The following is a 13,426-nucleotide window of genomic DNA, read 5'->3' on the forward strand; positions in this document are numbered from 1 at the left end:
TATCAACAACAATCAACTAATTACTATGCTTAGCAAGATACACTACACTGCAACTGTAACCAATACAGGCGCTCGCACAGGCAACGTCAAATCCGATGACGGTATTTTAGATTTGGAGGTGCGCCAACCACAAGCGCTCGGCGGACCTAAAGGTAATTTCACCAACCCCGAACAACTGTTTGCTGCAGCCTATGCCGCTTGCTTTGGTGGAGCTTTACAGGCTGCAGGTAAAGGAAAAAATCTGACTGATGCTACTGTTACTGTATTGGTACATATCGGTACAGACAAGGAAGGCGGCTACGGGCTGGGCGCAGAAATACACGTTGCACTCCCCCATCTTAGCAGACAAGAAGCCGAAGAACTCGTAGCTACTGCACATAATACCTGCCCCTATTCAAAAGCCACAAGGGGCAACATAGATGTAAAATTAGTTGTGCTATAGCGCTTGGTAATGATTAAAGTTCACTCGTTTACCTTCAACGAATTTCAAGAGAACACTTATCTGCTGTCTGATCCGCAGGGCAAAACTGTAGTTATTGACCCGGGATGCTATCATCGGCGCGAAAAGGCTATTTTGCAACAATACATTGCCAATAATGGATTAGAAGTCGTCCTGCTTGTCAATACACATTGCCACATAGACCATGTTTTGGGTAATTATTTCATCCAGCAGACCTACAAAGTCCCTTTCCTGATTCCTGAAAAAGAGCAGGTCGTACTATCTTCTGTACCGCAATATGCAGGTATGTACGGCTTCGGTGGCTACGAACCCGCCGAGCCATCGGGTTTTCTGACCGAAAAGGATACGCTAACTTTTGGTAGTGCGCAAATGGAAATCCGATTTGTACCCGGACACTCGCCCGGACATCTGGTATTTTACAGCCCGAAAGATGGTTTTTGCATTGGCGGAGATGTGCTGTTTTTCAACAGCATTGGCAGGACAGACCTTCCCGGCGGAAACCACGCGCAATTACTCGCTAATATTCGCAAGCAACTCTACACGATGCCGCCTGAAACAGTTGTTTATCCGGGACATGGGCCGCAGACGAGCATCGGATATGAACAGCGTACCAATCCCTTCTGCCAGATTTAAATTCGGGTCAATATTTGCACTAAAAAAGTTATACTATTTATGGGTAAATTGCTACATTAGGAGTGTCTTCGAGCGCATAGAGAAACAAAGCATGATCATTCCCGATACAGGAAAAAGCAGAGCATTGCTACAAGAGGAAGCCGAAAAGTTGCGTGCGCAACTTAAGATACTGGAGGAAAAACTACATCATCAGGTAGGAGAGCCTGCAAGGAGCAGCGCCTCTTGGATATGTCTGCATGATCTTTCGGGTAATATCATCCGCATGAGCGATGAAATGAGGAAACTTTTCGAGCCCTTCAGCAAGGAAGGAAAACCCGAGAATCTCCGCCATTTTATTGTTTATGACCAAAGGCATCTGTTCAAAAGTTACATCGAGCAGCTCATCGAACAGACCCGTACAGAGGGCGAACAGCAATTGATAGACAAAAATGGCAACCTGCACTACGTGCGCTTCGAAGCTCGCTTGGAGCAAGTAACAGGCATCACAGAAAGCAGCAGCTATGTCCGCTGGTCGGCATGGGACATTAGCGGCGAGCAGCCCGAAACATCGCAGCAAGACTATTGCCGCCAATTATTTCAAAACAGTCCACAGGCAATGGTGCTACTCAATGCGGGCGGAATAGTAGTAGAAATCAATGAAACTGCTGCACGTTTTTTACAAAAACAATCTGCCAAAGGACTAACAGGTATCCCTTTCCAAGACTTCATACATTCGGTCCCCGCTCATAAAAAACGCTTGCGCGAACAGATCATCGAAGCATGGAAAAACCAGCAAGCTACCTACCACTGGACGGCAAAAAGCCCCCTTGGCGATTTGCGTGAAAACGAAGTCCTTTTCAGAAAAGTACGCTACGGCAGACAAGATATGCTGATAGGTTTCCTAAGCGATGTTACCCACCAGCAGGCAAACGAAGAATCTGTTATTGCCAGCTACAACGAACTGAAAGTAGTCAAAGAAACTATCCGCGCTATTGCGGGTATGCACCGAACCGATGATATTCTCATCGCTGCTATTGCCAAACTTTATGAACTGGACTATATCAAAGGTGCAGGATTTTACCAAGTGAGCAACGATCTTTACTTTGCGCTGCTCAAGTTCCATTTTAACATAGACAACCGCCTGCTACCCATTCTCAAGGAAATTCAGACTGCTCAGTACCCGACTGTCTTTCAGGAACGGCAATCACTCGAACTTCCTGCCGGAACACTCAGCCGAGAGCAGCAGACCCACCTGATGTTTATTCCGATTATCATCGAAAACAAAGTCGGACACGTGCTGCTTGTAGAGTTAGAAAGCTATATACGCAACTCTGCACTGTTGCTCAACCTGCTTAGTACCGAAATTGGCAGTTTCATCACACAAGCGCGGTTAGCAAACAAGTTAGTACAAAGTGAAAATCGCTTTCGAATTATTGCCGATAACTCGCCCTCGTTGCTGCGTACTACCGACGCAAACGGCAACTTTGTATTCTTTAGCCAGCGTTGGTATCGGTTTGTCGGCTTGCAAGGGGAAGGACAGATTCAGTGGCTGCAATACGTTCATCCCGAAGACCGCAACCATGTCATGAGCGTATTCAACAGCAACCTGATCAAGCGGCAAAACTTTGAGATCAGCTACCGGCTGCGCAAACAAAACGGCGACTATCGGTGGATGTTGGAAAATGGCGTGCCTTATTTCGACAACCAAAACGATTTCGAAGGGTTTATCTTTTCAGCATCCGACATTACCGAGCGCAAAGCTAAGGAGTTAGAAATTACACGCGCTGAAGCCCTGCGCTACTCGCGCGAGGGGCTGGAGAGTGCCATAGAAAAAGCACAGATCCTTGCACTGACGGTAGAAACAGACGGGTGCATCTCTTATTGCAACCGCTTTTTGTTGCAGAGCACCGGATGGGATGAAGAAGCGCTAATCGGCATCCCCCTACAGCAGATCCTAATATTCGACAATACGGATAAACTCATTGGCAACAGTAAATTTTTCCACGAGCAACTTCTCAATACTTTTCGCGGCAAGCTACGGTGTGCTAATGGCGAATACCTGCAACTGCGGTTCAATACTATTGTCTGGAACAATACAAGTGGTGAGCCGGCTTCGGTGACAATTGTTGGCGAAGATATTTCCGAAACCATGCGCGTACAGCAGGCACTTACGCAAAGCAACCTGCTGTTGCAAGACCTATTCGACAATGCAAGCGATCTGATTCAAATCACCAATGAGACAGGCCAGTTCGCATTTGTCAATAAGGCATGGTACAATACGATGGAGTACACGCCCGAAGACCTCCGCACGATCCGCTTGCAAGATGTTGTCCATGAAGACAGTTCGCTCACCATGCGCCAAATGCTGGAAAAAGCAGCCATAGAAGGTGCAGTTGGTAATTTTGAAACCTGCTTTGTCAGCCGCAGTGGGCGCAAAATCAGCCTGCGCGGCAGCATCAGTTACAGCTTTGAGGAAGGAAAATCCGCTATGTATCGGGCTGTATTCCACGACGTTACCGAGCAAATCCGCTCGGAAAAGGCACAAACCCTGTACTATAACCTGTCTCGCCTGACGGTCAATAGTACCAATCTGGAGATGCTCTACCACAACTTCTACATGGAGCTTAAGAAAACCATAGAAGTAGATAGCTTCCTCATTGCACTGCGCAACGAAAAAGATCAGAGTGTTTATTTCCCTTACTTCGTCAATTCGGACTACGCCCCCGACGAGGGCATACAAGGCAGAGCCTTTGCTGAATATGCACTCACATTTGACCGCCCTATGTTCTTTTACGACGACATGATGCGGCGCATCATTCAGAGTAATGATATTCATGCCGAAGATCCGCTGCCGCAGACTTGGATGGGCGTACCGCTCAAAATTGACCAGAAAGTCATCGGGATGATTATCTTGCAGTCGTACCGCGACCGGAAAATGTACAACAAACGCGACTTGGATTTGCTCAACTTTATTTCGGGGCAGTTGGCAACGGCTATCCAAAGAACGCAAAATCAGGAAAAAATCAACGAGCAAAACGCCCGCCTGCAAGCTATTTTTGAAAGTGGGCAACACCTGATGTGGTCGGTCAACAAAGACCTCGTCATTACGCGCTTCAATGGTAACTATGCCAATTCGCTGCGATTGCTGTACAACCTCAACCTTACCTCAGGCATGTCGCTGCCTGATATTTATCGCCAGAACGACCGCGAACAGGCGTATTTCTGGTTAGACAAATACAAACTCGCCTTTTCGGGCTATCCGCAGCAGTTCGAGCGCAAGATGATCGGCATTAATGGCGAAGAGTACTGGTACGAGGTTTTCCTCAGCCCAATTATTACGACAAATGGCTTTGAGGTTGATGAAGTTGCGGGCGTTGCACACAACATCACCGTCAAGAAAAAAGCTGCCGATGAGTTACGCCTCGCCAAAGAGCTTGCCGAACACTCGCTCGAGGTCAAAAAACGCTTCCTTTCCAACATGAGCCACGAGATCCGCACCCCTATGAATGGTATCATTGGGATGATAGATCTGCTGTCGGAAGCCGAAAACTTAGAACCTGAATACCAGCAATATATCACAACGATCAAAAAATCTTCGGAAACGCTGCTCCACATCCTGAATGACATATTGGATCTGTCCAAAATTGAAGCCGGTAAAATGGAGCTGCGCAAAACCCCGATTTCTACCCTCAAAATGATGGATAAGCTCATCGCGCTTTTCCAGCAACGGGCTTTACAGAAAGATATTGCCTTCGGCTATCGGGTGGCAGAAGATGTGCCGCGCTATATCATTGCCGATGAAACGCGCCTCTTGCAGATCCTCTCCAACCTGACTTCAAATGCGCTCAAGTTTACCGAAAAAGGCAGCATCGAAATTCTGCTCGAAGTTGAACAAATGCCCGATCCCAACGATATTTTGCTGGACGAACACCAACAGGGTTATCTGCTCAGAGCCAAAGTAATAGATACAGGCATTGGTATTGCGCCCGAACAGCAAAATCTACTCTTTCAAAAGTTCAGCCAGTTAGACAACAGCTACACCAAATCTTATAGCGGCACAGGGCTTGGGCTGTCTATTTCCCAAGAGCTTTGCCGCCTAATGCACGGCGACATTGGCGTGGCATCCGAACCGGGCAAAGGCAGTACTTTCTGGTTCACCTTTCGCGCCAAAGAATGCGCTGCAGATGATGTGGTGATGGAGGAAAGTGAGCACCTGCGCGACACACAAATCAGCGGGCAGATTCTTTCTAACCCCTATATCTTAGTCGTAGATGACAACAGCGTTAACCTCAACGTTGCCCGCAGCATTCTCAAACGCGCAGGTTGTCATGTAAGCATCGCCCGCAGCGGCAAAGAAGCCATTGAGATCGTACAGCAGCAGGCCTTTGATCTTATCTTTATGGACGTTCAAATGCCTGTAATGAATGGCATAGAGACTACGCAGCACATCAAACAGCTCGGCATCCCCAATCTGCCGCCGATTGTTGCTATGACAGCCTTTTCCATGCAAGAAGAGCGAGAAAGTTTCTTACAAGCCGGCATGGACGATTTTATCGCCAAACCAATCAAGGCACAGGCGCTGATTGCTAAAGTCAAAGAAATGATTGCCGGCAAGGACATCCACAATCCGCCGCCTGCCGATGCAGCAGAGGATCTGCTCACATTAAAGCACCCGCCAAGCAACCATTCGCCGAATGTTATCAGCCCCGAAGTCATTGCACAAATGACCAAATACGGCGGCAGAGAAATGGTAGAAGAATCATTTGTTGAATTTGAGCAGGAAAGCCGCCAACTAATCGAGGCACTTGCCATGCACGTTTCCGAGCAGCAATTCGACCAAGCCAAGAGCATTCTGCACACCCTGAAAGGCAATGCCGGAACGCTTGGCATAGAAAAGTTATACGCGGCTGCTGCAAGTTTTGAGGCTGCGCTCAAACAAGGACAAACAAGCCGTGCGGAAGAAGAATTTGCCGAAATCATCCGCCTTTTTACAGAGTTCCAGCAGCATTACCGATCAATTTTGCAGATTAATTCGTAAAATTGCATCAATTTATTAAACCCCAATCAACATGCCCAAACAAGTACTCATAGCCGAAGACAGTTCTGTGATTCAAAATATTACCCGCCGCGTATTGCAGTTCCAAAACTTCGATATCACAGTAGTTAAAAACGGCCAGCAAGTGCTGGACTACTTGGAAACCAACGACTGCGATATTATCCTAATGGACATCAGTATGCCCGTAATGGATGGGATGGAGTGCGCTACTAAGGTGCGCCAACTGACCGATGCCCGCAAAGCATCTGTGCCTATTGTTGCTATCACGGGTAATGCCAAAAACTACACAATGGACGATTTCCGCAGCGTAGGCATTAACGATTACATCCAAAAGCCAATCAACTTTGATGTACTCGTCGAAACTGTGCGCCGCCTGACAAATGCTTAGGAAGCAATGATTCGCTACACAAAACCATTTTTAGACTCGCTGGAAAATCTCATTGCAGAAACCGATTATATCTTGCGCTACGAAAAAGGCAATTTCAAGTCCGGCTATTGCATCTTGAAAGATACCCGCGTCATTCTGATTAATAAGTTCTTTCCGCTGGAAGGAAAAATTAACAGCCTGACTGACATTATCCGACAGTTGGACATCAATCCCGATGCACTATCGGACAAATCGCAGAAACGCCTGCGGGAAATTATGCAGTCCGGCGAACCTACCGGATAAACTGCTCCTGATGCTACCTCACTAAACTACTATACTTATGAAGGGCAAGCAGACCGGCACATTAGCATTGGCGATCTTCTGGTGAAAGATTAGCTCATCTTGTTTTTGTCGACAACCTCTTTCTTGAAGTTTTGGACAACTTCCTGCGTTTTTTTGAGGGACTGGAATACAGTTTGCAACTTTTCCATTGTCTCTATGTCTTCGGCAGATTTGAACTTGGCTTTGAGCTGGCTTTCTATCTTTTGAAACTCTTGTAAAGCAGTCATCGCCTGTTGCATTCCGTCGGTAATGCGGGAAGTTGCTGCAACTACTACCTGTCGGATATTCTGCACATCGGCGGTAATTTCCCCAAGAGTTGCAGTCAGGCGGCGCAGCTCCTCGCTTCGCGCCTGTATGTTTTTAATAGATCCGTCAATGATAGCAGTTGATAGGTCGTCCTTAAAAGTTTTGGCAATGTTCAATACGTCGGTAGGAACTTCGGGATTTTGCATAAAATCGCGCAGTTCCTGACGCACTTGCATCTGTGCGTCCAGATTTTTACTGCTGACAGCCGCTTCGGCTTTTTCGGTGAGGGCTAACAATCGGGCAGCCCAACTTGCTCTGCTCATCTTCTTTGTGGGTTAAAAGGTCTTTCGTATGCTGCATGGATCTGCTGGATATTTTGTACCGCTGTAATAAATTCTGCAAAACTAAAGAAACGTCCAACAGCATCTATGCGCTTCAAAGAGGAATGCGCCTGTGCCCATGCCTGCAAAGCAGCAATAGTATTGCGGTGCAGCAATTCAGACTGTACGAGTTGTTCGTTAATAGCAGCGCTGCTTTGCGCATATTCTCTGTAAATAGACTCGTTATTTTTCAGAAATTCCTGATTTGTATTATAAACCTGCAAAATATCGGCCTCACGGCGCTTAACCAACTCTTCCTCTGTTGCAGGCTGCGCCGGATTGCGGTCTATGTTGATTGCTTGTAATAAATTAGCCTTTCGCTCCTGCAACTTTGCCTGTCTGTATTCGGCGATGGCGAGCATTTCCGGCATCAGCGATTCATTGATTTTCAGACGCTCTTCATACTGACGCGCCGTTCTTGCATATTTGACAAAAAGATCATCAAAATTATCTTCCAAAACTACGCGATGGATGCGCTGTAAGTCCGTCAGATTTTCCTGTATCAGTACAGCCATACGCTGGATAACAACATCCGAATCTTCGAGCAGAAAGGCTAATTTGCGCCGCGTAGCTGCCAACTGCGCCTGCTTGATCAGAAATACTGCCGTGTTGGCTAGCTCGCTCGCCGCCCTGCCCTGAACGGGCGCAAAGCCTCGTGCAGTAGTTGCCAGCCGCTGCAACTGCGTTCCTAAGTGGTTGAGTGCCTTCGGATCATTATTAGAGGCAGTGCATTTTGCCAGCGCGTCAGCATAGGCTGCCATGCCGGCCAGCGCCTGCTGCGTAGGTTGCCATGCACTGCGCAGCGTGTCTATGATATACTTGCGGCTTGTTTTTATATAACGCTGGGTAACATCGGTTTCTGTTCGGTTGTAAGACTGATTAACTGCCACCGCCAACTCGCGGGTTTGCTGAGCATACCCGGAAAGATCGGGCAGCGAAGCACAACCGCTAAGCAGATAAAGGCATGAAAGCCATACTAGTAGTCTATTCATGGGTTATTTAGTGAAAAATTGTGCGAAGGTTACAAAAAGTATCGCAAATTCGGGCAATTTTGACGGAAAAAAGAAAAACGATGCAGCCAAAGGATTTTCCCAATATTATTTTTGATCTGGGCGGGGTGATTTTAAATCTCGATATTCCGCGTACCATTCGTGCCTTTTCGGAAATTACAGGGAAAGATTTTGCTCAATGGTACACCCAAGCCAACCAAAAAGCGCTTTTCGATGCTTTCGAAATCGGTAAAATAAGCCCCGAAGAGTTTCGGCACGCGCTCCGCAAGGAGTTGGGAGTGCCGCTCAGCGATGCGGAAATAGACAACTGCTGGAATGCCATGTTGCTCGACTTGCCGGCTGAGCGCCTGCAACTGCTGAAACAGTTAAAAGAAAGCAAACGCACTTTTCTTTTGAGCAATACCAACGCCATTCACAAAACTGCATTCGATCAAATCATTGAAAATCAGCATAGTATCACAGGATTAGGGCATCTCTTCGAGCAGGATTATTACTCTCATCTGTTGGGCATGCGCAAACCGCACGCAGAGGTCTTCCATTACATTCTGGAAACACACGGGCTTCGCGCTTCGGAAACGCTATTCATAGACGACTCCATCCAGCACATCGAAGGAGCAAAAAAAGCAGGACTGCACGCCCTGCACCTGACAGCCCAAACAGACATTATTCATATTTTTGATTGACCTAACTGTTTCCTCATGCAAATTAACTGCCCCTTGACAAGACCGTATTACAAAGCCGCGCATCCAATTTCGGCAGCGTAAAAGTGGGGCAAACGCTTGATTTTCAACGGCAAATACCTGATAGCAAAAAAACGGATAAGTATGAGGTATTTATCATCGAAAACACAAGGCAAATATCTGGGGCGGCCAAGCGGGTTGTCTTTTCTCTCATCGAACCCGGTGAGCAGGCAGATTACCTCGACGGTATTTGCAACGGTTTGCCTGTAAGTATGGATTACCTTGTGGAAGGTGTTTCCATTAGTTCCTTGTAAAAGACATCAATCCTGCCTGAATGCCAGTTCTGATTCGGCAGCCAGTACTTTGGGGCTAAAAGCCGGATCTTTGGGTAATACGACTACAAATTCAGATCCCTTGCCCTGTACGCTGTTGACCATGATGCGTCCACCGAGCCTTTCAGTCAGTAGCTTAACTATAGACAAGCCTAAACCTGTTGAACTTTCGCCGCCGGTGGGGCGTGCAGCAAGTCGCTGGAATTTTTTGAAAAGCCGCTTGTGGTCTTCTTCGCTAATGCCCGGGCCTTCGTCTTTCACGGAAATATGCAGGTGCATATCGACTTCTTTCACTTTGAGGTAAATATTGCTGCCTGCCGGTGAAAACTTAATCGCATTTGAAACCAGATTTTCTATGATGCGCTTCAGATATTCACGGTCTGTGCTAATCATAGCATCATCGGCTTTGTTCTGGAAGTGCATGCGGATGGATTTCATGTCGGCCTGATGGCGGAAACTTTTCAGCAACTCGGGGAGAAAAACAGCCAAACTGATGTTCTCTTGTGAAATTTCGATGGTTTGTCCTTGCTCAATTGCATTGATATCAAGCAAGTTGTCTATAAAGCGCGTACCTTCTAGGGCAGATTTGCGGATAATATTGACATAATTGCGCTGATCTTCGTTCAAATCACCAACGACAGGTAATAACTGAGCAATGTTGACAACTTTGCTGAGTGGCGATTTGAGGTCGTGTGCCACAATATCCATTAGGCTATTCTTCTCGTTGTTAAGTTCCTCCAACCGCAAATTTTTACGTGCGATTTCATCCTGTTGCATCATCAGCAACTCGTTTTGTGAGCGGATTTTATCGTTTTGACGGTTGATTTCTTCCATGCGCATCGCCAGTTCCTGCTTCTGACGATTGATGCTTTTATTGACAATAAAAAATATTAATACGATAAACAACAGTAATCCTGCTACGCTGAGCGCTGCTGCCAACTGCATCCGCGATTTTTCCTCTGCTTCCAGTTGCTCCTGTCTGATGCGTGTTTTTTCTTCTTCTGCCTGTTTTAGTTTTGCATTGACAATAGAGAGTTCTTTCTCCATAGTCGTGTCAGAAACAGGTCGTGTACCGATCTGCTTGAGAATATTTTTGATTTCCTGATGGGCTTTTTTATAGGCTAAATCGTTTTGGTCAGTAATATTTTCCAGAATCTGGATCTGTCGGGTGAGTCGTTCGCGCTGTTCTTTGGTAAAGCTCCGGTCTGCATTGATCCGCAGTTTAATTTTCTCAATCGCCTGCTCCATTACGTTATTTCTATCGCCCAGCATGCGGATCAGTCCTTCCAACTGCATTTCAAGCGATAATGCGCTGGAGGTAATATCAATCGGGGGTGGAATAGGTTTGATAAATACTTTTACCAATCCGTTGTTGTCATCTACCAACTGATTGGTGATGTCATAATCCTTGATGTCTAAATCATTATTGATTTTCACGCTGACAATTCCGCGTTCGTCGCTGGTAACAGTCTGGTCGCCAATCGTGATGCGCTTATTTGCCAACGGTTTTTTACTGGTATGATCTAAAAGCATCAGACGCGTCTCATCTGTGGAGCGTTTATCTGCGGCTACTGCCTTATCTGCTGTTCGCACGCTCTCTGCAACAATGTTGATAATATTACTTCGCTCTGATACCACAGTTGCAGGAAATCCATCCACAAAAAATTTGTAATTTTTATCTGAGACAACATCTACATGGTGCGGGATTGCAAACTTAATCAATCCATTTTGAGAGGCTTTCAACTGTAAGGTATCATTGTTATTAGGCCCCTGAAATACAATTGTGGCATCCCCCCAAGGCTTCTTATTCGGATAGTTAACCGAAAGCGTAACAGGTCTTACTTTTTGTAGCCGCACTGTTATTTTTCCTGCATCCTTATTTATCGTCCAGCCTTTATGGATAGGCTGATAATCAATATTTCCATCGGATTGTAAATTGACTTTCACACTAAAAATCCACTGAGCGTTGCGCGGCAAAAGTACAAGCCCCCTGCCATTGCGAATGGTTGCCTGTTCTTTCTTATTGAAAATAAGCATACCTTGTTGGTTGATAGGCGCACCATCTTCGTCAACAATTTCAACCTTGTATTCTATTTTTTGTGCATGAGCTATTAAAACAAGACCTGTAAACAGCCAAAAACATAAAGCCATCCGTACAAACACCTTCTGAGGCAAATGGGCTGTACGTACTGTGAGCGCCTGAAAGCCTTGCATATATGAGTAAATCAGCAATTTGATTATAGAAATATAGCGTAATTCTAACGAAAAAAACCCGAATTTATTGAGCGTTCATAGCTTTGGCTATCAATTGGTGAAAATGATGTACGCCTGTTTCATAGCGCGGCGAGTAGCGGCCTGCCTTGTAAAAGCGCGAACGGATGCCTTGTTGCACACTTTCCACCACCGCCTCATCTTCGCGCTCTACCTTGTCGGTCAGCGCGGCTGTTTGTTGGCTAAATCGCTGATAGTCATATACGTACGTAATGAAACTCACCTTGCAAAGGTCGGGTTGCAAAGGTTTCACCACATTGACCGAAAGCCCCCAAGGGTAGAAATTCAGCATCAGATTGGGGAAAATCCAAAAGTAATAGGCAGCGATTTCTTTGCCTTCATCGGGGTGGCCTTTGGGCAAAGCAAAACAATCGGACCCATTGCTTGCATAGCCTACTTGTAAACTCATAAAACTGTGATTTTCAGTGGCATAAGTCGCAAAATCTAGCGTTGCGTTCAAATCGGGATGCACAAATGGAATGTGGAAACCTTCCAGATAGTTTTCGCAATACAGCGCCCAGTGCGCCCGCACCAGATAGTCGCGGGAGGTCAGCGGGTCGTAGCCGAAGCGCTCAAAGTCCAGAAAACCAACGCGGCGGTTGATTTCAGCCAGCGCGGGCGCTAAATCCCACTGTGGGTCGAGCGCGGCAAACAAAAACCGATGCCATTTTTGCAGCGGAATACGTGTGAGATTATCCGCCTCGGAGGGAAAATTGCAAACTTCTTTGAACTCGGGCATATGCTCAAACTGCCCGTTGAGCGCAAACCGCCGCCCGTGATAGCCGCAAATCAGTTTGCGGCATTTGCCTGCCTGCTGAACCAACACCTTGCCTCTATGCGTGCAAACATTGCTCAAACAGCGGATTTCGCCCTGCTCATCGGAACTGAGCAACAGCGGTTCGTTCAGGTAGCCTTCCAACAGCGTGAGCGGCTGCACATGTTGCGGCAACTGCACGGCAGCGTCATCGCCCAGCCACTGCCACGAGCGGGCAAATATTTTCTCTTTTGCCTGTTGAAAATACAACGGGTCGGTGTAAAACTGCGTAGGGAGCGTATGCGCCTCGCGGATATCGGAAGAGATGTTAAAAATTTCCATTTTTTACTTCGTCAGTAACCTTTGGTATGATTCAGGAATTATGATAACACAAATAAAATAGCACGCAGATCATGATGATTGATGCGAATAAACACAATTTAAAGGTTAGAATAGATCCAACTTTGGCGTTCTCTGCGTAAACCATAGCGCACTTTGCGGTAAAAAAGGTTCAGTGTTTTACGTAATTTACTCACAAACTAACATTGCCATGAACTTATCCCCGATTTTTTGGAGTCTGCTGTCCCTTTGGATAGGAATGACTTGGCCAAAGACCGAAATTCAAACGACTGATTATCAAATCGCTACCGCCATGTCCGTTGATTCGCTTTACTACCGCCGCATGTGGAAGTCGGTGGATTCGCTATTACAGCAAAGGCTTGAAAAACAAGCGCTTGTCAAGGTAACGGACATCTACAAACGCGCCGCCGCCGAGCAAAACCATCCGCAACTCGTTAAGGCGTTTGTTCAAGAAATCCGCTTGCGCAATACCACCGAAGAGGAGGAGCAAAAACTCTACAAAGCCATGCGCGAAGAAGCGGAAAGGCAGCCTGCGCCCGCCCGACAAGTCCTGCGA

Annotated in this window: 12 protein-coding genes; 8 read left to right on the forward strand and 4 right to left on the reverse strand. The window is 46.6% G+C overall.

Annotated features, from left to right (window positions below; genetic code table 11):
• Positions 1-25 precede the first annotated feature (25 nt).
• The 5 genes from ACWIP2_RS08255 to ACWIP2_RS08275 all read left to right on the forward strand — a co-directional run bounded on the left by ACWIP2_RS08255 (position 26) and on the right by ACWIP2_RS08275 (position 6,798).
• Positions 26-442 (forward strand): organic hydroperoxide resistance protein, encoded by a 417-nt coding sequence (locus ACWIP2_RS08255; RefSeq protein WP_448519446.1) that lies wholly within the window; start codon positions 26-28, stop codon positions 440-442.
• 9 nt (positions 443-451) lie between these two features.
• Positions 452-1,093: an MBL fold metallo-hydrolase gene (locus ACWIP2_RS08260; protein WP_448519447.1), complete on the forward strand. Its 642-nt coding sequence runs from the start codon at positions 452-454 to the stop codon at positions 1,091-1,093.
• 91 nt (positions 1,094-1,184) lie between these two features.
• The gene (locus ACWIP2_RS08265) at positions 1,185-6,110 is read left to right on the forward strand and encodes a PAS domain S-box protein (protein ID WP_448519448.1); all 4,926 of its coding nucleotides are present in this window, start codon (positions 1,185-1,187) and stop codon (positions 6,108-6,110) included.
• 31 nt (positions 6,111-6,141) lie between these two features.
• Positions 6,142-6,516, forward strand: a complete 375-nt coding sequence (locus ACWIP2_RS08270; protein ID WP_448519449.1) for a response regulator — start codon at positions 6,142-6,144, stop codon at positions 6,514-6,516.
• A gap of 6 nt (positions 6,517-6,522) precedes the next feature.
• Complete coding sequence (locus ACWIP2_RS08275) at positions 6,523-6,798, forward strand: hypothetical protein (RefSeq protein ID WP_448519450.1); 276 nt, start codon at positions 6,523-6,525, stop codon at positions 6,796-6,798.
• 89 nt (positions 6,799-6,887) lie between these two features.
• On the opposite strand, the gene ACWIP2_RS08280 is transcribed toward ACWIP2_RS08275, so the two are convergent.
• Entirely contained in the window at positions 6,888-7,406 is a 519-nt protein-coding gene (locus ACWIP2_RS08280) for a hypothetical protein (RefSeq protein WP_448519451.1), read from the reverse strand.
• On the reverse strand, positions 7,403-8,455 hold the full coding sequence (locus tag ACWIP2_RS08285; RefSeq protein ID WP_448519452.1) for a hypothetical protein: 1,053 nt from the start codon (positions 8,453-8,455) through the stop codon (positions 7,403-7,405). Before ACWIP2_RS08285 ends, ACWIP2_RS08280 begins: the two co-directional genes overlap by 4 nt.
• Positions 8,456-8,535: 80 nt before the next feature.
• Here ACWIP2_RS08285 and ACWIP2_RS08290 point away from each other — a divergent pair, with 80 nt between their 5' ends.
• Both ACWIP2_RS08290 and ACWIP2_RS08295 read left to right on the forward strand, forming a co-directional pair.
• Positions 8,536-9,156 (forward strand): HAD family hydrolase, encoded by a 621-nt coding sequence (locus ACWIP2_RS08290; protein ID WP_448519453.1) that lies wholly within the window; start codon positions 8,536-8,538, stop codon positions 9,154-9,156.
• An 83-nt stretch (positions 9,157-9,239) separates the two neighbouring features.
• Complete coding sequence (locus tag ACWIP2_RS08295; protein WP_448519454.1) at positions 9,240-9,467, forward strand: hypothetical protein; 228 nt, start codon at positions 9,240-9,242, stop codon at positions 9,465-9,467.
• Between the two features lie 6 nt (positions 9,468-9,473).
• Here ACWIP2_RS08295 and ACWIP2_RS08300 read toward each other — a convergent pair whose 3' ends face one another.
• Positions 9,474-11,636, reverse strand: a complete 2,163-nt coding sequence (locus ACWIP2_RS08300; protein ID WP_448519455.1) for an ATP-binding protein — start codon at positions 11,634-11,636, stop codon at positions 9,474-9,476.
• A 127-nt stretch (positions 11,637-11,763) separates the two neighbouring features.
• Entirely contained in the window at positions 11,764-12,852 is a 1,089-nt protein-coding gene (locus ACWIP2_RS08305; protein ID WP_448519456.1) for an aromatic ring-hydroxylating oxygenase subunit alpha, read from the reverse strand.
• A gap of 208 nt (positions 12,853-13,060) precedes the next feature.
• On the opposite strand from ACWIP2_RS08305, the gene ACWIP2_RS08310 reads away from it, so the two are divergent.
• Positions 13,061-13,426 (forward strand): hypothetical protein (locus ACWIP2_RS08310; protein WP_448519457.1); only part of this gene is annotated, 366 nt, incomplete at its 3' end.

The sequence above is a fragment of the Rhodoflexus sp. genome (genome assembly GCF_053489755.1).